Origin of the sequence: Pyruvatibacter sp. HU-CL02332 (genome assembly GCF_040362765.1) — a bacterium.
Taxonomy (GTDB): domain Bacteria; phylum Pseudomonadota; class Alphaproteobacteria; order CGMCC-115125; family CGMCC-115125; genus Pyruvatibacter.
Genome location: NZ_BAABWK010000001.1, coordinates 1,698,783 through 1,718,591, shown reverse-complemented (window position 1 = coordinate 1,718,591; position 19,809 = coordinate 1,698,783). Strand labels below are relative to the sequence as shown.

17 protein-coding genes are annotated in these 19,809 nt (G+C 58.7%); 9 read left to right on the top strand and 8 right to left on the bottom strand.

The window, feature by feature from the left end; all coding sequences use genetic code 11:
• Window positions 1-79: 79 nt before the first annotated feature.
• Window positions 80-2,434, bottom strand: a complete 2,355-nt coding sequence (locus tag ABXH05_RS08130; RefSeq protein ID WP_348136667.1) for an efflux RND transporter permease subunit — start codon at window positions 2,432-2,434, stop codon at window positions 80-82.
• An 886-nt stretch (window positions 2,435-3,320) separates the two neighbouring features.
• Between ABXH05_RS08130 and ABXH05_RS08125 the strand changes: the two genes are divergently transcribed.
• The 4 genes from ABXH05_RS08125 to rfaD all read left to right on the top strand — a co-directional run bounded on the left by ABXH05_RS08125 (window position 3,321) and on the right by rfaD (window position 7,748).
• A complete protein-coding gene (locus ABXH05_RS08125) occupies window positions 3,321-4,445 on the top strand; it encodes a ferritin-like domain-containing protein (protein WP_353560570.1) in 1,125 nt (374 codons plus the stop codon).
• 157 nt (window positions 4,446-4,602) lie between these two features.
• Window positions 4,603-5,100 (top strand): MmcB family DNA repair protein, encoded by a 498-nt coding sequence (locus ABXH05_RS08120; protein ID WP_353560569.1) that lies wholly within the window; start codon window positions 4,603-4,605, stop codon window positions 5,098-5,100.
• A 123-nt stretch (window positions 5,101-5,223) separates the two neighbouring features.
• A complete protein-coding gene (gene rfaE1 / locus ABXH05_RS08115; protein WP_353560568.1) occupies window positions 5,224-6,720 on the top strand; it encodes a D-glycero-beta-D-manno-heptose-7-phosphate kinase in 1,497 nt (498 codons plus the stop codon).
• Between the two features lie 41 nt (window positions 6,721-6,761).
• Window positions 6,762-7,748, top strand: coding sequence for an ADP-glyceromanno-heptose 6-epimerase (rfaD, locus tag ABXH05_RS08110; RefSeq protein WP_353560567.1), 987 nt, complete (start codon window positions 6,762-6,764; stop codon window positions 7,746-7,748).
• A gap of 27 nt (window positions 7,749-7,775) precedes the next feature.
• Here the strand turns inward: rfaD and ABXH05_RS08105 are convergent, their stop codons facing one another.
• Window positions 7,776-8,357: an ActR/PrrA/RegA family redox response regulator transcription factor gene (locus tag ABXH05_RS08105; protein WP_197538321.1), complete on the bottom strand. Its 582-nt coding sequence runs from the start codon at window positions 8,355-8,357 to the stop codon at window positions 7,776-7,778.
• A 217-nt stretch (window positions 8,358-8,574) separates the two neighbouring features.
• Complete coding sequence (locus ABXH05_RS08100) at window positions 8,575-9,975, bottom strand: ActS/PrrB/RegB family redox-sensitive histidine kinase (RefSeq protein WP_353560566.1); 1,401 nt, start codon at window positions 9,973-9,975, stop codon at window positions 8,575-8,577.
• A 110-nt stretch (window positions 9,976-10,085) separates the two neighbouring features.
• Between ABXH05_RS08100 and ABXH05_RS08095 the strand changes: the two genes are divergently transcribed.
• Entirely contained in the window at window positions 10,086-10,880 is a 795-nt protein-coding gene (locus ABXH05_RS08095; RefSeq protein ID WP_353560565.1) for an ABC transporter ATP-binding protein, read from the top strand.
• The gene (locus tag ABXH05_RS08090) at window positions 10,877-11,719 is read left to right on the top strand and encodes an ABC transporter permease (protein ID WP_353560564.1); all 843 of its coding nucleotides are present in this window, start codon (window positions 10,877-10,879) and stop codon (window positions 11,717-11,719) included. The genes ABXH05_RS08095 and ABXH05_RS08090 overlap by 4 nt, the downstream gene beginning before the upstream one ends.
• An 8-nt stretch (window positions 11,720-11,727) precedes the next feature.
• Here the strand turns inward: ABXH05_RS08090 and ABXH05_RS08085 are convergent, their stop codons facing one another.
• Entirely contained in the window at window positions 11,728-12,783 is a 1,056-nt protein-coding gene (locus ABXH05_RS08085; protein WP_353560563.1) for an MBL fold metallo-hydrolase, read from the bottom strand.
• Window positions 12,784-12,842: 59 nt separating this feature from the next.
• On the bottom strand, window positions 12,843-13,445 hold the full coding sequence (locus ABXH05_RS08080; protein ID WP_353560562.1) for an ankyrin repeat domain-containing protein: 603 nt from the start codon (window positions 13,443-13,445) through the stop codon (window positions 12,843-12,845).
• A 150-nt stretch (window positions 13,446-13,595) separates the two neighbouring features.
• Between ABXH05_RS08080 and ABXH05_RS08075 the strand changes: the two genes are divergently transcribed.
• Entirely contained in the window at window positions 13,596-14,219 is a 624-nt protein-coding gene (locus ABXH05_RS08075; RefSeq protein WP_353560561.1) for an SCO family protein, read from the top strand.
• 26 nt (window positions 14,220-14,245) lie between these two features.
• Here ABXH05_RS08075 and ABXH05_RS08070 read toward each other — a convergent pair whose 3' ends face one another.
• Window positions 14,246-14,665 (bottom strand): VOC family protein, encoded by a 420-nt coding sequence (locus tag ABXH05_RS08070; RefSeq protein WP_353560560.1) that lies wholly within the window; start codon window positions 14,663-14,665, stop codon window positions 14,246-14,248.
• A 65-nt stretch (window positions 14,666-14,730) separates the two neighbouring features.
• Between ABXH05_RS08070 and ABXH05_RS08065 the strand changes: the two genes are divergently transcribed.
• Window positions 14,731-15,528, top strand: a complete 798-nt coding sequence (locus ABXH05_RS08065) for a M48 family metallopeptidase (RefSeq protein ID WP_353560559.1) — start codon at window positions 14,731-14,733, stop codon at window positions 15,526-15,528.
• 37 nt (window positions 15,529-15,565) lie between these two features.
• Window positions 15,566-16,549: an aldo/keto reductase gene (locus ABXH05_RS08060; protein ID WP_353560558.1), complete on the top strand. Its 984-nt coding sequence runs from the start codon at window positions 15,566-15,568 to the stop codon at window positions 16,547-16,549.
• A 3-nt stretch (window positions 16,550-16,552) separates the two neighbouring features.
• Here ABXH05_RS08060 and ABXH05_RS08055 read toward each other — a convergent pair whose 3' ends face one another.
• Together ABXH05_RS08055 and ABXH05_RS08050 are read right to left on the bottom strand one after the other, a co-directional pair.
• Window positions 16,553-18,691, bottom strand: coding sequence for a transglycosylase domain-containing protein (locus ABXH05_RS08055; protein ID WP_353560557.1), 2,139 nt, complete (start codon window positions 18,689-18,691; stop codon window positions 16,553-16,555).
• Between the two features lie 529 nt (window positions 18,692-19,220).
• On the bottom strand, window positions 19,221-19,808 hold the full coding sequence (locus ABXH05_RS08050; protein WP_353560556.1) for a hypothetical protein: 588 nt from the start codon (window positions 19,806-19,808) through the stop codon (window positions 19,221-19,223).
• Between the last annotated feature and the right edge of the window lies 1 nt (window position 19,809).

The window sequence follows — 19,809 nt, the reverse complement described above, 5'->3', positions numbered from 1 at the left end:
ACCGTTGGTTGGGTGCTTTGGGGGGTGTATCTGCCAGCGAGGCAGATACACCCCTTACTCGAGTACTTTGTGTTTCGCGTTAGTGAGCCAAGATGCCCGAAGGCGCTTTGATTGGCGCACGGCGCGGGAACACCATGTCCAGAACCACGGCGATGGCTGGCAGCACCGTGATGGCCATAATCATGTTCGTCAGGAACATGAAGGTGAGCAGCAGGCCCATGTCAGCCTGGAACTTCAGCGGTGAGAAGGTCCAGGTGCTCACGCCAACCGCAAGGGTAATGGCGGTGAACACAACGGCCATGCCGGTCTCGAACATTGACTGCTTGAAGCTGTCAGTGATGTCGAGGCCTTCAGCCAGGTGGAACTGCAGGCGGTTGTAGATGTAGAACGCGTAGTCCACGCCCAGACCCACAGCCAGCACCATCACCGGCAAGGTCGCAACCTTGAGGCCGATTTCCAGCTCTTCCATGAACCAGTAGCCCAGGAAGGTCGCCAGCGTCAGCGGCACACAACAGCAGATCGTTGCACGCCAGTCACGATAGGTGAGGTACACCAGCAGAATGATGGTCGCGTACACGTAGAGCATCATTGGCAGTTCCGAGGTTTCGATTTCCTCGTTAGTCGCTGCCATCACACCCACATTGCCTGAAGCAAGGCGGATATTGACGTCATCGCGCGGGTTGGCTTCACGCCATGTCTTCACGCCGGCGATCACGTTTTCAATCGTGGTTGCCTTGGAGTCATCTGTGAAGATCTGGAGCGGCAAGGTTGTGCAGTCCACGTCAAGAAGACCGGAGGACGTTGGAACCGGACCCACCGCCTGCACGAGTGCGAACTTGTTACGCGGCAGTGTCTGATATTTCAGATTGCCTTCGTTCCAGCCAGCAGACGACGCCTTGGCAGCAGTCGGCAGAGAAATCACAGCTGCCACGCCTTCACGGTTCGACATGTACCAGGAGAAACGCGCGAGGTAGTTCATCACGTCGTGATTGATACAGGCTTCGGACGGCGTTTCGTTGATAACCGTCAGCAGGTTGAGGCCAAGTGCGAACTTGTCCACCACGAAGCGACTGTCCTGATTGTAGCGCGCATCTTCGCGCAGCTCAGGTGCACCAGCGTGCAGGTCACCCACGTGGCGACCAAGGCTCTGCCAGAAGGCAACGGCAAACAGGATGACACTGGCGAAGAGGATCACCACAGCCACTTTCGGCTCCGCAAGACGACCCACATGGGTCATGACGCGGATCCGGAAATCGCGGGCACGGTTGGCGCGGTCCACGAACTTCTCGTTGAACGTGATGTAGCTGGCAAGAATTGGCAGCATCACCAGGTTGGTCACGATCTTGAGGGCCACACCAATAGACGCGGTGATGGCCAGTTCCTGGATCATGCCGATCGGAATGAGGATCAGCGTACCAAAGCCCACAAGGTCAGTGATGAGAGCCATGGAGCCTGGGATGAACAGGAGGCGGAAGCTGGCACGGGCGGCTTCTTCACCGTTGGCGCCGGAAGTCACTTCCTTGGTTATGAGGTTGATCTGTTGCACCCCGTGACTCACCCCGATGGCAAACACCAGGAAGGGCACAAGGATCGCCAATGGATCCAAGCCGAAGCCAAGGATGTGCAGCACACCGAATTGCCAGATCAAAGAGGTCAGTGAACAGAACAGCGCAAGACCGGTCAGCGACCATGATTGCGCATACAGGAACACGGACAACGCGGTGAGGATAAAGGCGACAATGAAGAAGATGATAACCGTCTGCGCGCCATCGGCGATGTCACCAATCAGCTTGGCAAAGCCAATGATATGGACGGTGTAGTTTTCGTCTTCGTATTGCCCTCGAATCTTGTCTTCAAGCTGGTCAGCGAGGTCAAAATAGTCGAGGCGTTCCTGCGTTTGTGGATCAATCTCCAGCAGCTCTGCGACAACCATGGCCGCGGTGGAGTCCTCCGCCACAAGCCGGCCCAGGAAGTTCCCTCGGACCACATTGTTCTCGATGCGCTCCAGCGCCTCGGGTGTCATGTTGTTGACGGTCACAGTGCCCGGGATCACGTCATCGGCGTTGATGCCTTCCTCGGTAATTTCGAGGTATCGCGTGTTGGGCGTCCACAGTGATGTCACCGTACGGCGGTCAACACCTGGCAGGTAGAACAGTTCGTCGGTGACTTCCTTGTAGGTCTTGAAGAAGTCTTCGTTCCAGATCGTGCCGTCGCGCTGGGCGAGGACGATAACAACGCGGTTCGAGCCGAAGAGGCGATCGCGATACTCCTGGAATGTTTCAATGTATTCGTGGCCCGTTGGCAGCTGCTTTTCAAAGCCCGCATCCATCCGGAGCTGGAAGGCGTAGTAAGCGCAATAGATCGTAATCAGTGCGAACAGCCCAAGAATGAGCGGCTTGGCGCCGAACAGAATGTTTTCCAGCAGCTTGATCATGTTAGTTCCGTTTCACTCCACGCTGCGCAACGCTTGACCGATTGGCCGGTAACGCCGTCACGCACTCAAACCCAATTTGTGATTGCCGGGAGTGTACAGGCCGCCCGTGTGCTGCGCTTTGAAGCCATCCCGTATCAGGTGACCGGCCGCGCGAACGGCAAAACATCCCCGGCTGAAACCCAAAACCCTCGCGAAACTCCGCGCGGGCCTCAAAGCCTCAGTCATCCATCACACCAATGTCAGGGGTCTTCGTGCAGGTCACGTTTCGCGACTTAACGTATCTGGATTTCCAGATACATCGCCCCCCGGTGACCAGCGGCACACAGATCAAGCGACCTGGATGCACCCCTCCCCAATGGTTTCTCCGTATTCGTCCGGCGTTCATCGCCAGTTTTTTGTGTTCGGCTTGTTTGCCGACTTCTGTTCTAGACGAAGCTACTGTGCCTGTTGTCGCACATTTCGCAACTCCAACGTTCCCGATAGCACGGGAAAGGCATCGTTGGTACAAAAACATGAAAGAAACATCAGCAAATTTGCGGCATCAGTACCACCATGAAGGTGGGTAACACCCCCGACTTCCGCCAAACATAGTTAATCACAGCCCTCCACAGCCAGTGCGCGTGATGCTGCGATTGACGCGGGCCGGTCGGAGTGTCGAACCAGGAAAGTGACGCCTGTGTCACTTTTTCCTTGCCGCAAGCAGATCGGCCACCTACCTTTTTGTCAGTAGCTGAAATTGCGCGCTCATACGCGCATCCCGGTTGCACGTGCCGCCAACGCTCGGGCTAGAGCAAACCGGCATACGACATTTGCTTTTGGAGCTGTTTGACCTGGGCCCTGCTCGTGAGGGGGTCTTTTCAGGTTTCTTGGAGGAGACAACTCACCAATGACCACGCGCCAGATTACCCATGACGCCGCCTATGATGCGGTTGCCCCTGACGATTTTGCCGCGATGATTGAAGTGGACCGCTACGGTGCCCGCTCTGACGCATTCGACAAGATCATTTCCGCGACCCACGACCATTTCTGGGATCCGCTGGACACAAAATACATCGATTTCTCCGAGCCGTTCGATATGGAGAATGAAATGATGCTGCCTGAGGACATGGTTCCTGAGCTGCAGCTGCCCTGCTTCCAGAAGCTCACCCAGAAAGAGCGCGTTCGCTTTGTAAGCCAGAATGCCCGCTGGATGCTGTCTGCCATTCTGCACGGTGAAGCCGGCGCCCTTGGCCTGTCCGCTTCGCTCTGCCACATCCTGCGCGACCCCGGTGCACAGGAATACGCCGCCAACCAGACACGCGAAGAAGCGCGCCACGTCACCGGCTTTTCAGCCTATGTGAAAGCACGCTGGGGCACACCGCTGCCCTGCGGCGACACCCTGAAGAACCTTCTCGTCGACATCGTCAACGCGAAGGAAGTCTACAAGAAGGTCGTCGGCATGCAGATGCTGGTGGAAGGCCTCGCCATGGGTGCTTTTGCTGCGCTCTACACGAACTCGAAGGACCCGCTTCTTGTTCGCCTGACACAACTGGTGATGACCGACGAAGCGTTCCACCACAAGTTCGGCAAGATCTGGGCGGATCGTACGGTTCCCAACTTGTCAGAAGAAGAACAGCACATCATCGAGGACTGGGCCGCTGAGTGCTTCCAGACCCTGCTGTTCAATCTGGTGAACCCGGAACAGAAGAAAGTCATCTACGAAGAGTTCGGTCTCGACTGGCAGCAGGTTCAGGCAGAGATGCTTGAAGCCTTCACCGACGAAGATCGCAAGGAACGCATGAAGTCAGGTACCGATATCTTCCGTGTCCTGATCAAGACGCTCCTCAAGGCCGGCATCATCACAGATCGCACGAAGCCCTTCTATGCCACTTACGTGGACATGGATGAGCTGAAGTCCGAAGGCGATCACATGATTGGTGACGACATTGCGGAAGAAGGCATCAAGTACCTTCAGACCATCAACTTTGGTACCCGGACAGACGCTCTGCAGCAGGTTTCAGCTGCTGAGTAAGACGACCCTGACCTAAGTGTCGAGCATTTGAAGCGGCCCGCTGTTGTTCAGCGGGCCGCTTTTCTTTTGCCTGCCATCCTTTGCGTGGGCCGTTAACCCTCAAACACCGGCACTGCATGGACTTGTTTTGTTCTCACGCTGGCACTAGCGTTCCGGCATGAGCACACAAGGGCATGAGCAACGTGAAAGCTGGCGGGATCTGTCGCTGCCGGAGGATGGCCGCCAGTCGGCGCGCGCACTTGATGTGCAGCGGGGTGTGTGCCGCCACTTGATGGGGCTTGGCTTGGCACCACTGACGGAATTCACACTGGCGACCGGCCGCCGCGCCGATGTCATTGCGCTGGGTTCGGCAGGTGAAATTCTGATTATCGAGATCAAGACCAGCCTTGCTGACCTGCGCGCGGACAATAAATGGCCGGAGTATAACGACTTTTGCGACCGGCTCTTCTTCGCCGTTCCTGAAGACTTTCCGGTGGGTGAGCTGCCATCAGAAACAGGACTTTTGATCGCCGACCGGTATGGAGCAGAAATGCTGCGGGATGCGCCTCTGGACAAGATTGCTGCGGCCCGCCGCAAGGCGGTGACACTGCGCATTGCGCGGGCGGGCTCACTCCGGCTATCGCGCCTTGCTGATCCCGATGCGGGGCTTGGCTAAAACGGTCTTTTGCCCCATTAACTGCAAGACATAGCTTGGCCTTTCGGGCGAGCTTTGCGATCCCTATGATCGCGACTCATATTGACCCGTTAGAGCCCGCTACGGGCAGACCCTAAGGCACCGATGACTGTTTCATCTTCCGATCCTGTACTGGATGTTCCCGCCGAGCTGGACGTCATTGGCCGTTTCAGTGAGGCGCGCGTGGTGTGCCTCGGTGACATCATGCTGGACCGGTATGTCTATGGGAGTGTGGATCGCATTTCTCCTGAAGCACCCATCCCGGTGATTGCTGTGGAACGCGAAGCGGCCATGCTGGGTGGTGTAGGCAACGTCGCACGTAATGTGGCCGCGCTGGGCGGCGCTGCCAGCCTGCTTGCCACCATTGGTGATGATGAACCTGGCCGAGAGGTGGTTCGCCTGATCTCACAGGAAGACCGCATCGACCCGGATCTGATTACTGACATCGGTCGGGCAACCACCGTCAAGACGCGCTTCATCGCTGGATCGCAGCAGCTGTTGCGGGCGGATCAGGAGGTGGCGCTGCCACTGTCACAAGAATCTGTTGATGGCATTGTTGATGCCGCACGCGCGGAGATGGAAGGCGCCGGGGCGATCGTCCTTTCGGATTATGCCAAGGGCTGCCTGTCCGACAATGTGCTGCAGGCCATTATCGGCGCGGCGCGGGCCATGGGCCTGCCGGTGATTGTTGACCCCAAGTCTGCAGACTTTTCACGCTATAGCGGCGCGACGCTTATCAAGCCCAACCTCAAAGAGCTGGCACTCGCCACCGGCATGCCGTGTGAGACGGATGCAGAAGTCATGGATGCAGCTCATGAAGCGCTCAAGAGCGCAAATGCAGATGCCATTCTTGTCACGCGCTCACAAGCTGGCATGACGCTGGTTACACGAGGTGAGAATGGACTTGAGGCCACTCACTTCCCGGCGCAGGCACTGGAAGTGTTTGACGTGTCAGGCGCGGGCGACACGGTGCTTGCGACACTCGGACTGGCCATCGCGTCCGGTGCGGATCTGGTGCAGGCCTCGTCCATTGCCAACGCCACCGCGGGGCTGGTTGTCGCCAAGGTTGGCACCGCAGTTGTTTACCCCAACGAACTTACACGCGCATTGCATACAGCTGACGTGACGAAGGCCGACCAGAAGGTCTGCTCGGTGTCGGAGGCGTCAGACATCACCGCACGATGGCGTGCTCAGGGGCAAAGCATCGGATTTACCAATGGATGTTTTGACCTGATCCACCCCGGGCATCTGTCGTTGCTGCGCCAGGCGCGCGCGGAGTGTGACCGGCTGGTTGTCGGTCTCAACTCCGACAGCTCGGTAAAAATCCTCAAGGGAGAGACACGTCCGCTTCAAGGCGAGATGGCGCGAGCGCTCGTGCTGGCGTCACTCGAGGACGTGGACATGGTGATTATCTTCTCCGACGAAACACCTGTGGAACTCATCAAGGCGTTGACGCCTGATGTTCTGGTCAAGGGCGCCGACTACACAGTGGAAACCGTTGTGGGTGCAGATATTGTCCAGGCAACCGGTGGGCGCGTTGTTCTTGCAGAACTCGTACCTGATGAAAGCACGACACGAACCATTGAACGGCTGAAAGCCTAGATGCGCACCCTGATGACACTCACTCCAGGATCGACATACCCATGATTGTTGTTACCGGCGGCGCTGGATTTATTGGTTCCAACATTCTGGCACAATTGTCCGAAGACGGACGAACTGGGCTTGTGGTTTGCGACTGGCTGGAAAATGGCGACAAGTGGCGCAACATTGCCAACTGCGAACTCGAGGATGTTATTGCGCCAGAAGCGCTGTTTGATTTCCTGCACAAGAATGCGGGCCAGATCGATGCCGTCATTCACATGGGTGCCATTTCATCCACGACAGAAACCGATGTTGATCTGATCGTGCGCTCCAACATCCGGTTGACCAATGATCTATGGGACTGGGCGACTGCCACGGGCACGCGGCTTATCTATGCGTCGTCGGCTGCCACCTATGGTGATGGAGACGCAGGCTTTGATGATGACATGGGCCTTGAGGCGCTGGCACAGCTCAAGCCGCTCAATGCCTATGGCTGGTCCAAGCACATGGTGGATCGGCGGATTGCCCGGCATCTGTCAGCGGGTGGCGCCAAGCCACCGCAATGGGCCGGTCTGAAATTCTTCAACGTCTATGGCCCCAACGAGTATCACAAGGGCGGGCAGAAGAGCGTTGTTGCGCACATTCATCCAGATGCACGCAGCGGCGGCCCGGTGAGGTTGTTCAAGTCGCACAATCCCAACTACGAGGATGGCGGGCAGTTACGTGACTTTGTGTATGTCAAAGACTGCGCGCGCGTTGTGTCGTGGCTGCTTGAAACACCGTCCGTCAGCGGATTGTTTAATCTTGGGACGGGGGCAGCGCGTAGTTTCAAAGATCTCGCGCATGCGACATTCTCAGCGCTCAACCGGCAGGCCAACATCGAGTATGTGGATACGCCGGAACAGATCCGCGACAAGTATCAGTACTTCACGCAGGCACAGATGGACCGCTTGCGGCAGGCTGGATACACGCAGCCATTCACGTCCCTTGAAGACGGTGTGGCGGATTATGTCCGCACATATCTCGAGGCAGACGACTCTTACCGCTAGTCCGACCGTTGGACCTTCAACAGTATCCTAACGCGGTGAGCGCTTGGCCAGAATGCGCTGGAGTGTACGGCGGTGCATGTTGAGACGGCGTGCTGTCTCGGACACGTTGCGGCCACACAGCTCATAGACGCGCTGGATGTGTTCCCAACGAACCCGGTCCGCTGACATGGGATTTTCAGGCGGCTCGGGCAAGGCGTCCGGCCGCGCCAGAAGCGCTGCTTCCACATCGTCAGCGTCGGCGGGCTTGGCGAGATAATCAACAGCACCAAGTTTTACAGCAGCCACTGCAGTGGTGATGTTGCCATAGCCTGTCAGCATGACCGCGCGGGCGTCTTCGCGGGCGCCATGCAGTGCCTGAACAACATCAAGACCGGTGCCGTCCTCCAGTCGCAGATCAACCACAGCGAATGCCGGTGCTGCGCGACGCACTTCTGCCAGACCTTCACCAACACTGGATGCCGTGCGCACCTCAAACCCGCGCCGTTCCATCGCCCGTCCAAGACGGTTCAGGAAGGGCTGGTCGTCATCCACCAGAAGCAGTGATTTGTCTTCGAGGGAATCCACACGAGACGTGTCGCGGGGAAGATCTGTTGAGTCCTGCATGGTCATGTGAGGAGCCACCTTTTTGGGTTGGCGCGCGAGTTCTGCCCACGCTTCTTCTTGTCTTCTTTATATGGCGGAAATCCACTCCAAATCAACGTACTTTCGCAATACGCTTTTCTGGTATTCCCTTATTTTTCAATGGTTTATTGGATTTACCATCAGGTGGGCCAAAAGCGCGCACTTTGGGATTTCGAGCATGCCACCCATGCATTTGCACAAGGCCTCAGTCGCGCGGTTCCACCACATTTCGCGGCCAGATGAGGCGGATGATCGCCCCCGTCTGCCCCCGGGATGCATTGGCTGCTGCAAGACGGGCACCGGTCCGCTCGATCAGTGTTTTGGCGATAAAGAAGCCCAGTCCCATGCCGCCCCCATCAATGTCTGCGTCTGGGGATTTGCTGCCGGGGACGGTCCGGCGCGTCGACACATAGGGCTCGCCCAGTTGATCAATCACATTGGCTGAAAAGCCAGGTCCGTCGTCGCTGATCGATATCTCGACTGTGTCTGCGGACCATCTGGCAGCAACCACGACCTTGGTGCGGGAGAACGCAACTGCATTTTCAATGAGGTTGCGCAGGGCATACATGATTTCCGTGCGGCGGACGAAGTCAGGCGGCTCGCCGGCACTGGCCTCGCTGTCCGGCGATAGCTCAATGGCAATCTCACGGCCTCGGTCGCGGAACGGGTCGGCTGCTTCATCAAGCAACACGGCTAGAGACATGCGTGAATGGACCACATCCCCTGCCTGTCCCCGCAGGCTGAGATTGCCCAGGATGTCACGACACCGTTCTGCCTGACTGTGCAGAAGCTCCAGATCTTCGACGAGCGCTGGGTCAAGCGAGCTGCCGGCTTCCTGTTTCAGTTCCTTGGTAACCAGCGAAATTGTGGCGAGTGGCGTGCCCAACTCATGTGCGGCGGCGGCAGCAAGACCATCGAGCGCTGACAAGCGTTGCTCGCGGGCGAGCACCAGCTGGGTTGCTGACAATGCGGCCGACATGCGCCGCCCTTCGCGCGCCACCCGAAAGGCGTAGGCAGTCATGAAGGCCAGACCAAGTACGAGCGCCACCCACATGCCCAGCAGCCACAAGGGCGGCAACCGGACTTCTTCTCCAGCAAACCATGGCAATGGAAGGTGGTACGGCCCGAGAATCGTCACCAACATGAACGCCAGTGCGGCCAGGGCAATTGTGGCGCGTAGCGACAAAGTGGTTGCTGAAATCGTCACGGGAACGAGGAACAGGAACGCGAACGGATTTTCAAGGCCGCCGGTCAGATAGAGCAGAACGCCAAGCTGGAGAATGTCATAGGCCAGATAGGCAGCAGCCTCACGCTCCCCAAGACGCCGCGGGGCGGGGTAGCGAACTGCCAGAATGACGTTCAGCCAAGCTGAAGCTGCAATCGCCCCCAGGCACCATTCGAGGGGCAACTCAAAGTCCATAATGAAAGCTGTGAACACGACAGCTGTGGCCTGCCCCCCAACGGCCAGCCAGCGCAGCAGGACAAGCGTCTGGAGCCGCAGACGTCCCGCCTCAAAAATATCCGATACGGCACGGGTCAGGGTTGGGCCCTGTCCGGGATCAGTGGGATTGAGAATGGCGTCTTCGGGCGAAGTGTCAGCAGTCATGTGGATGTGCCGTAGGTATTTTCTACAAAGGTAACTATGTTCTGACGCGGACCGGTCAGAATACTTTATCGACCCTTCTATAGACCACTCCGGCCTCAAAGGAGCGCACAATGTCGCCGCATGATACGCCAGACACGCCCGCACCAGCCCTGGATGTGGTTGATCTGGCAAAGACATATGGCGATGTGACTGCTGTAGACGGCATCAGTTTCAGCGTTGCGTGCGGGAGCACGATGGCATTGCTGGGCGGCAACGGGGCGGGCAAGACGACGACCATTGCCATGGTTCTGGGTCTGGTTACGCCGACCCGAGGCACCCTGCACGGCCTGGGGTTTGACCTGCTGCGCGACAGGCGTCAGGCGAATGCGCTTATGAATTTCGAAAGCCCCTATGTGGACATGCCCATGCGGCTGACGGTTCGCGAAAACCTCACCGTCTATGCGCGCCTTTACGGCCTCAATCATGTGCGCGATCGGGTGCTCGCGATTGCGGATGATCTGGCATTGACTGAGTTTCTGGACCGGCCGTCCGGCAAACTCTCTGCCGGGCAAAAAACGCGCGTTGGCCTTGCAAAGGCTTTGATCAATGAGCCTGAGCTGTTGCTGCTGGATGAGCCGACGGCATCGCTGGATCCGGATACAGCGGACTGGGTGCGCAGCTATTTTGAAACCTATAAGGCGCGTACGGGCGCGACCATTCTTCTGGCGTCTCACAACATGGGCGAGGTGGAACGGCTCGCGGACAATGTGCTGATGATGACCCAGGGGCGTATCGTTGATCGCGGCACGCCGGCGGACCTTCTGGCCCGCTATGGACGTACCAACATGGAAGACGTTTTTCTGGATGTGGCACGCGGTACGGGCATTCGCGCGGAAGAGGCCTTCATGGAAGGAGCGCCCTCATGAGTGATCGCATGAATTCTCTCCCGCCCATTGAACGCCACAACCCCGCGTTCTCGTTCAATCGGGTCGGCGCGATGGTATTGCGTTACTGGTATCTGCTCAAAGGTTCCTGGCCGCGTATCCTGGAACTTGGCTACTGGCCGTCCATGAACCTCGTGATGTGGGGGTTTCTGCAAACCTTCCTTGCCCAGACGACCGATGTGTTTGCCATGGCGGGTGGCGTGCTGGTTGGTTCGGTCCTGTTGTGGGAGCTGATGTTTCGCGGACAGCTTGGCTTCACGATCTCGTTCTTCGAAGAAATGTGGAGCCGAAATTTCGGACATCTGATGGTGTCGCCGTTGCGGCCGGTGGAGTTTGTGGCGGCGCTTGTCGGCATGAGCATTATCCGCACCATCATCGGCATGGCCCCTGCCCTGCTCATTGCGGTCTGGTTTTTTGGCTTCAACCTGTTTGAGCTTGGGATCGCGCTGGTCGCGTTCTTTGCAAATCTCGTCGTGTTCGGCTGGGCGATTGCACTGGTGGTGACCGGCATCATTCTGCGGAATGGCATGGGAGCAGAAAGCCTGGCCTGGGCAGTGCCGTTTATCTTCGTGCCCTTGTGCGGCATCTACTATCCGGTGAGCGTTATGCCGGGATGGCTTGAGGCCATCGCGCTTTGCCTTCCGCCGACCTATGTGTTTGAGGGTATGCGGAGCATTTTGTTTGATCAGGTGATTGACTGGCAGCGCTTGGCTTTTGCAGCCGTGCTCAATGCCGGTTTCTTTGCAGGCGGCTACATCATTTTCATGGCGTTTCTGCGCTCTGCAAAAGAGCGCGGCATGTTGCTCTCGATTGGCGAGTAGCGCGGCCGCTAGATATTTCCGGGACGGCGAACCGGCAGGAACCGTGTTTCGCCAATGCGCATGATCCAGATGTCGTCGTCAGCAAAACCGCGCTCGCGTCCCGCTGCTTCAAACCTCACCGGCGGTTCGAAGGGCGGCTCCTCTGTCAGCACGACAGTGCCCCAATGCATGCCCACAAGCGTGCGTGCGCCAATGTCGATGCCGATCTGCACAGCCTCTTCCGGGTTGGCGTGACTGGCTTTCATGATCTTGCGCGGCTCATAGGCACCGATGCCGATAAGCCCAAGATCGAACGGCCCTTCTCGGGTGCCAATCTCCTCAAAGACAGGACCATAGGCTGTGTCACCCCCAAAGAAGACGCGGCCTTCGGGGCCCTCAAAAGAGAACGCAGCCCATAGGGACTTGTTGGTGTCGAGGCCCGACCGCCGAGACCAGTGCACGCATGGCAGTGCCTTGATGGTGAGGTCGTTCATGGTCAAAGACTGATACCAATCCATATCGACCACGAATTTAAAGCCACGCTCCCGGAAAAAGTCTCCCAACCCCAAGGGAGCTACCACAGTCATCGTGTCCTTGCCCGGCAGTCTGTGCAGGGCGGTTTCGTCCAGATGGTCATAGTGATTGTGACTGATCGCCAGCACATCAATGGGTGGCAGGTCGCGGATGGCGATACCGGATGGCACATAGCGCTTGGGCCCAAAGCCAACCGGGCCCGCATAGGTCGTGAGGTAGGGATCGGTCAGTATGGTTTTGCCGGCGATCCGCAACATGAACGAGGCGTGTCCAAGCCAGGTCACCACACCGCGATCAGCATTTGCGGGATCGCGTGCTTTCTTGAGAGCAGCAAGTGCCTGTGGGCGCGGCACCACATGGTGATCGGGCACATCAATGTCGCGAAAACTGTGACGGAACATGCGCTCCATGAATGGCAGCATGTCCTTGAGGCCCGCGGTGCGATTGGGGCTACCGGGCGGATTGCGAAAACGGCCATCTGGCAGATGATGCCATGGCTTGTTTTCAGCAGGAGGAGGGAGTGTTCCGCGCTTGGGCAGTTTTGAGGCCATGCTTTGCGATATACGCACTCACCATGAGCTGGCAAGCCTGATGGTCGGATCTGGGCGGATTATTCAGCGCCAGCTGCAATCAACAGCTCGACCGTGTGCCGGTGACGGCGTTCCTGAGCCAGCTCAAGCGGCGTGCGACCGGTGGGGTCTGTGTCATTGAGATAGGCGTCTGCATCGATCAAGACTTGCACCACATTGGCATGGCCCAATTTGGCAGCGAGCATCAGCGGGGTCTGGCCATTCTTGCCCGTCTTATCGACGTCTGCACCGGCATCAATCAATATCTGCGCGAGGTCGGGGCGGTTGATACGAACAGACTCCTCCAAAGCCGTCACACCCTCACGACGTCCTGGAACATTCACCCGTGCTTTGCGTTCGAGCATCAACTCCACGATCTCACGCTTGCCGGTACGAACGGCTTCGATGAGGGCTGGAAGACCTCTGATGCTGCGCTCATTGGCGCTCAGGCCGGCAAGAAACGCTTCTTCAACCTGCGCCAGATCACCAGATCGGATGGCTACAACCATTTCGTTCTCATCCACGAGCTGGGCGGATGCAGGTGTTGCCGCAAGAGCCACAAAAACGGAAAGGACAAGTGTTGCGAGTATTGTCACCGGGGTTTTGGCGGAAACACAATCGCGTGTGCGACGCTTGGTCTGCATGATCCTGGGTCCTGAACGTACTAATCTCGTGATATTCGAGCGACAGACACACCATTCGGGGTGCCTGCATAGGTGTTAAAAGCCACGCCGCTCCTGGGACGTCAAGCGTCCTGATGGATGGCAGAGTGCGTAACAAAGGCTGAACCGACCATGAACCGACTTCTGCTTGTAGCCACAGCCGCCACCGCTGTTGTGGCTCTCACGGCCATTGGACTTTTGATGACTGGCGGCCTTCGGTCACCGCAGGTGGTGGATATTTCAGCCTCTGCACCGGTCCGGTCATCAGGGGTGCCCAATATCGGCGGGCCCTTCGAATTGGTTAATCAGGCGGGTGAGCCGGTAACGGATGCTGATTTTGCCGGCAAGAAAACGCTCATCTATTTTGGCTTTACCTACTGCCCGGACGTCTGTCCGACCGCGCTTCAGGTGATGTCGGTGGCCCTGGAAGAGCTGGGCGACGATGCAGACGCGTTTACGCCGATTTTCGTGACGGTGGACCCGGAGCGTGACGACCCGGAAACCATGGCCGCCTATGTTGAGCATTTCGGCGAGAATTTCGTCGGCCTCACGGGCACACCGGAACAGATTGAAGCGGCGGCAAAGGCCTACAAGGTGTATTTCCGCAAGGTGGAGGATGCCTCTTCAACTGCGGGATACACCATGGACCACTCATCCGTTGTGTATCTGATGAGTGAAGACAACACGTTCCTGGCCAACTTCACTCACGAAACACTGCCGGACCGGATGGCGGCACGGCTGCGCCAATATCTCTAGAGGCGTGGGGCCTCCAGACCGGCTGCCTATTTCGCAAAAATATCAGCGTCATCGCGGAAGGCTTTGAACTCCAGAGCGTTTCCCGCGGGGTCGAGGAAGAACATGGTCGCCTGCTCGCCAGGCTGATCTTTGAAGCGGATATGCGGCTCAATGATGAAGTCAGTGTTGGCCTGCTTAAGTCTGTCAGACAGCGCTTCCCATTGATCCCAGGCGAGGATCAGACCGAAATGACGTACCGGTACGTTGTCACCGTCCACGGCATTGGTGGCCGCACGGCCTGCTTCAACAGGCGCCAGATGCGCGACGATCTGATGGCCGTGAAAATCGAAATCCACCCAACTTTCTGAGGATCTGCCCTCGGCGCAGCCTAGTAGGCCCCCGTAAAACGCGCGGGCGCGCGCCAGATCATCAACCGGGAAGGCAAGGTGAAAGCGTGGCATGGTCATGGCGATCTCTTAAACTGGGGCGATTCGACCTGACCATACCCGCAGCACACCCCGGCAGGACACCCGTGAACAAGCCCGTGACCAAAAGCGATACGACCCAGCGGGCCACCATGATGGTGGCGGGCCGTGAGGTTGGCGTTGTGCTCAAGGCCAACAAGCGAGCACGGCGCATGATCCTCAAGGTCGACCCGGTCCGGCGGGAAGTCACTATTACGAGCCCCTCCATTCGTGGTTTTTCCAAAGCCCTGGCCTTTGCACAAAAGCACGAAGCATGGGTCGCTGAACGGCTGGAGGATTTGCCTGAGCCTGTGCCTTTTGCGGACGGGGCGGTTATTCCTGTGCGCGGTGATCCGCATGTGATTGTGCATGACCGCGAGGGGCGCGCGCGCGCGCCTGTCCGTATTGAAGGGCCACAAATCAACACCGATTCAGACTTGCCGCTTTTTGCCAACAGTGACGGTCCGGCGCGACTGCTTGTCTCTGGAGACACCGCTCACATCAACCGACGTGTGACCGACTGGCTGAAACGTGAGGCGCGACGCGATCTGGAAGACGCCACGCTGGCCCATGCAGCCGCCTACGGCACATCGCCGGCGCGTATCACCTTGCGAGATACGGCCAGCCGGTGGGGGTCATGTTCCACCAGTCGCGTCATCAACTATTCCTGGCGGCTGATTTTTGCACCGCCCTATGCGCTGGATTATGTAGCCGCCCATGAAGCGGCCCATCTGATTGAGCACAATCACGGGCCTAACTTCTGGAAGCTGGTCCAAACCCGTATCGATAACATCGAGCGAGCAAAAATCTGGCTGACCGAGAACGGTGCGGCCTTGCATCGATACGGCGCAGACCCTATTTCTTAGTCAACTGACCTACGGTCACTTTATCGGGATGGGGCTCATGAACAGACGCACACTTGGCACTTCGCTTGAGGTCTCCGCACAGGGGCTTGGCTGCATGGGGATGTCGCAATCCTATGGCCAGGCGGACCTGGCTGAATCAGAAGCGACACTGCTCAAGGCGCTGGACCTTGGCATCACATTTTTCGACACCGCTGACGCCTATGGCGCGGGCCACAACGAAGAGCTGGTGGGGCGTGTTCTCAAGCCACATCGTGATCAGGTTCAGCTGGCGACCAAATTTGCGATCGTTCCGGGCAAGGACGGAAAGCCGATGGGCGTGCAGTGCGATCCGGCCTATGTGAAGCAGGCTTGCGAGGCCAGCCTCACGCGACTGGGGCTGGACCACATCGACCTCTATTACATGCACCGGCTTGATCCCGATGTACCCATCGAAGACACGGTGGGCGCCATGTCTGAGCTGGTGAGCGAAGGCAAAGTGAAACATCTGGGTCTGTGTGAAATTTCTTCCAAGACCATCCGCCGGGCGCATGCGGTGCATCCCATCAGCGCGGTTCAGTCTGAATACTCCTTGTGGACACGGGACGTAGAGGAGCACGTGCTGCCGGTCTGTGCGGAACTGGGCATTGGCTTTGTTCCCTTCTCACCCTTGGGCCGGGGCTTCCTCACAGGTGCTCTATCGAAAGATGATCTGGGCAAGGGCGACATGCGCAACATGCTGCCGCGTTTCAGCGACGACAATTTCGACAAGAACCGTGCACTTGTTTCTGCGGTTGAAGCGCTGGCCGCAGACAAGGGCGTAAAGGCCGGTCAGATTGCGCTGGCATGGGTGATGTCCCAGTCTGACGGGATCGTTCCTATTCCCGGCACAAAACGCCGAAAGTACCTTGAAGAGAACGCTGCCGCCGACGCCGTTGATCTGACGACCGACGATATGGCGAAGCTCGATGCCATTTTCGGTGGAGATGCTGTGACAGGCGAGCGCTATCCGCAGGCGATCATGGACACCGTCGAAAAAGACTGACGCCTAGTCTGCCCAGCCGCGATTGCTGCCATCGTCATACTCGTCATCTCCGCCACCAAACAGGCGCGCGAAGAAGCCTGCGTCCGGGTCGCGTGGCGTGCGGCGCTGATAGCCCTCCGGTGTATAGCCAGGTGGGCCAAAACGCGGATCATAGGCAGGTGCCGTACGATCATATTCCGGTTGTGCGGGCACAGCGGCAATTGTCACTGGCGGCTGCCAGTTGCCCGGCAGGTTGCGGATGGGTTTGCCGGTATGGGCAGCAGTCATGAAGTTGGCCCAGATCTGCGTCGGCAGCTTGCCGCCTGTGACCTTCACCATGGAGGCACCATCATCATTGCCGACCCAGACACCTGCAACGATGTCTGCCGTGTACCCAATGAACCAGGCGTCGCGATTGTCCTGACTGGTGCCGGTCTTGCCAGCAGCCGGGCGGCCGATCTGTGCACGGCGGCCGGTGCCGGTGGCAATGGTTTCGCCCAGCATGGCATTCATGCGCGCCACATTGGCACGCGCAACAACGCGACCCGGACCATCGCCCGTACGTTCAAACAGTACTTCAGTCTGGCCTTCTTCATTGACCATGCTGACGCGATTGATGATGTGGGTGAAGACGCCCTGCCCGCCATTGGCCAGCGGTGCGTACGCGCCGGTGAGCTCAGCAAGGGTTACCTCGGATGATCCCAGCGCCAGCGACAGATCGGCCCGAAGATCTGACGTGATGCCCATGCGCCGCGCTGTGCGGGCAACCGAGCCGGGCCCCGCTTCATGAGTCAGGCGCACGGCGACGGTGTTGATGCTCTTTGACAGGGCCCGCATGAGGGTAACGTCGCCCTCGTACTTGTCCGAGAAATTGGAGGGCGTGTAGTTGGCCACGCGTATTGGCGCATCGCGGCGGATGGTCAGGGGCGTCATGCCGCGCTCAAGCGCTGTCAGATAGACGAATGTCTTGAAGGCGGAGCCCGGCTGGCGCTTGGCGGTCGTTGCCCGGTTGAACTGGCTCTTACGGTATTCGCGACCGCCAACCAATGCGCGCACAGCGCCGTTTGGCGACATGGCGACGAGCGCACCCTGGCTCACATTGGCCGCTTCGCCCACGAGCGCCAGGCCACTCTTGATGGCACCAACAGCTGCGACCTGAAGGTCCGGGTCTATTGTTGTTTCGACTGTAATGTCGCGTTCCGCGCGGCCGACGAAATCAGCCAGTTGTTCTTCGATCCAGTCGACGGCGTAGCCGGTTTCGGTGGTGGCGCGCTGGGCCAGTTCAGCTGGGAAGGCAGATGCTGTGTCCGCGTCGGGGTCAGCCAGATAGCCATAGCGGCGCATGGCGTCGATCACGATATTGGCGCGGGCTTGCGCGCCTTCAGGATTGTTGGTCGGGGCCAGGCGCGACGGCGCTTTCACAAGGCCTGCCAGCATGGCGGCTTCAGGCACGGTGAGCTGTGTTGATGGCTTGTCGAAGAAGCGTTGTGACGCTGCCTCAAGACCATAGGCCCCGGCGCCGAAGTAAACGCGATTGAGGTACAGCGTCAGCAGCTCGTCCTTGGAGTACTCGCTCTCCAGCCACATGGCGAGCATGGTCTCCTGCACTTTGCGTTTGAGCGTGCGGTCGGGCTTGAGGAACAGGTTTTTTGCCAGCTGCTGGGTAATCGTCGAGCCACCCTGCACCACGCTCATGGCTTTGAAATTTTCCACCATGGCGCGGGCAATGCCGACGGGGTCGATGCCTGCGTGGTCATAGAAGCGACGGTCTTCGATGGCGATGAAGGCGTGGGCCACGTGTGGCGGAAGGTCGGGGACGTTGATCGCCCCAGCAAACCCGGAACCCCGCCGCGCAAGGACTGAGCCGTCGTTTGCGAGAATGGTGACCGTCGGGGCGCGACTTGGGACTGCAAGGTCCTGCGTTTCAGGCAGTTCCATTGCCCAACTGAAGGCAAGGCCAACAACGCCAACACTCAGCCACAGGCAGGTAACAGCCGCCCAGTAGCCGACACGGCGTGCAGAGACTTTTTCAGACAGGGCGGCGGACCAGCCACCAAACCAACCGCCCGATCCACTCCCCGATCCGCCGGCTGAACCGCCCCCTGAACCGCCAGAGCCGCGTCCGCCACCTGCACCTTTGCGGCGCGCAGGGCGAGGTCGCATGGCCTGTTTTTGGGCCTGCTTGGGCTTGCGCGATTGGGGACGCGCATTGTTCTTGGGCTTTTGGCGCGGGCGCGGCGCAGGTTCGAGGTTTGCCTGTTCTTCGCTGGCCGCGTAGGCCTCATTGCTCCGAGGGCGGATGATTCTGGGACCGGATCTCTTCGGCGATGCAGAAGTCGGGGCCGGAATGGGCGCGGGCTCTGGATCACGGACATCGGACTGTCGCCGCCGCTCCACCTGCGCGAGCATCTCGCGTGGGGAGGCTGATTGTTTGCGGGGTGCCACCGCGCGGTCAGAGGACCGGTCAGACAAAACACGCGCAAGACGCGCAGACGGGATCACGCCCTCCTCGGGCGTGCTCTCGTCTTGACTGTCCCCATTGTCTGGGGAACGCCAGTTTCCTGCGGTTTTTCGCGCTGTCATACGCCCTGCGAACCAGCCGTCCGCGCCAAATGGTTAACCAGACGTTATTGTCTGATCCCAACTCTTAACGAGAGGTGAAGGCGTGGGTTGGGCCGTCCTGTGACCGTTTTTAGGCGGCGTAGGGTTCCTCGTGGACAATGTGTGCCACCAGCAGTTTGACCACGTAGAACGGGGCAATCCATGCAAGCAGCAGGGGCGTTGATGCCACCAGCGGAGCAATCGCCAGAACAAATGCTGCCGCAGTGAGCGCGACCGGGCGCCGGAGATAGTGCGGACAGGCAAGAACAATGACGGTTGAACCGACTGTTGCCGCATACAGGAATGCAGCCCACATCCAGCCTGATTCCGGGAATGCCCAGGCAATCAACAGCGGGTGGATATGCAGGAGCACAAAAACAAGATGATGCCAGTCCCGGGCCCCCGCGCGGTGATACCAGCGCTTGGCCGCGGCGGTGGCATTCACAAACACACCGCCTCCCAGATCAACCGCGAGCACCATCAGGACAATGATCTGCCATGTGGCTAGAGCACGGCCTTCAATTAGAAGAGCTGCAAGTGCCACCGCCGGCGCAGCTGCGGAAACGGCCAATGCAACACGCCGCTCCATTCGCGTGCGGCGATTGCCAGAGAAATTACGCATGAAGGCCACAACACCAGACGTTGCACCTTCAATGTTCCAGTCACTTGGCGGACGCATG

What these genes read in the sequence shown, in the direction of transcription:
- ABXH05_RS08070 (WP_353560560.1), bottom strand. Translation starts at nt 14,665, where the DNA reads ATGACCATGCCACGCTTTCACCTTGCCTTCCCGGTTGATGATCTGGCG.
- ABXH05_RS08125 (WP_353560570.1), top strand. Translation starts at nt 3,321, where the DNA reads ATGACCACGCGCCAGATTACCCATGACGCCGCCTATGATGCGGTTGCC.
- ABXH05_RS08075 (WP_353560561.1), top strand. Translation starts at nt 13,596, where the DNA reads ATGAACCGACTTCTGCTTGTAGCCACAGCCGCCACCGCTGTTGTGGCT.
- ABXH05_RS08055 (WP_353560557.1), bottom strand. Translation starts at nt 18,691, where the DNA reads ATGCGACCTCGCCCTGCGCGCCGCAAAGGTGCAGGTGGCGGACGCGGC.
- ABXH05_RS08060 (WP_353560558.1), top strand. Translation starts at nt 15,566, where the DNA reads ATGAACAGACGCACACTTGGCACTTCGCTTGAGGTCTCCGCACAGGGG.
- ABXH05_RS08120 (WP_353560569.1), top strand. Translation starts at nt 4,603, where the DNA reads ATGAGCACACAAGGGCATGAGCAACGTGAAAGCTGGCGGGATCTGTCG.
- ABXH05_RS08085 (WP_353560563.1), bottom strand. Translation starts at nt 12,783, where the DNA reads ATGGCCTCAAAACTGCCCAAGCGCGGAACACTCCCTCCTCCTGCTGAA.
- rfaE1 (WP_353560568.1), top strand. Translation starts at nt 5,224, where the DNA reads ATGACTGTTTCATCTTCCGATCCTGTACTGGATGTTCCCGCCGAGCTG.
- ABXH05_RS08130 (WP_348136667.1), bottom strand. Translation starts at nt 2,434, where the DNA reads ATGATCAAGCTGCTGGAAAACATTCTGTTCGGCGCCAAGCCGCTCATT.
- ABXH05_RS08090 (WP_353560564.1), top strand. Translation starts at nt 10,877, where the DNA reads ATGAGTGATCGCATGAATTCTCTCCCGCCCATTGAACGCCACAACCCC.
- rfaD (WP_353560567.1), top strand. Translation starts at nt 6,762, where the DNA reads ATGATTGTTGTTACCGGCGGCGCTGGATTTATTGGTTCCAACATTCTG.
- ABXH05_RS08080 (WP_353560562.1), bottom strand. Translation starts at nt 13,445, where the DNA reads ATGCAGACCAAGCGTCGCACACGCGATTGTGTTTCCGCCAAAACCCCG.
- ABXH05_RS08050 (WP_353560556.1), bottom strand. Translation starts at nt 19,808, where the DNA reads ATGCGTCCGCCAAGTGACTGGAACATTGAAGGTGCAACGTCTGGTGTT.
- ABXH05_RS08095 (WP_353560565.1), top strand. Translation starts at nt 10,086, where the DNA reads ATGTCGCCGCATGATACGCCAGACACGCCCGCACCAGCCCTGGATGTG.
- ABXH05_RS08100 (WP_353560566.1), bottom strand. Translation starts at nt 9,975, where the DNA reads ATGACTGCTGACACTTCGCCCGAAGACGCCATTCTCAATCCCACTGAT.
- ABXH05_RS08105 (WP_197538321.1), bottom strand. Translation starts at nt 8,357, where the DNA reads ATGACCATGCAGGACTCAACAGATCTTCCCCGCGACACGTCTCGTGTG.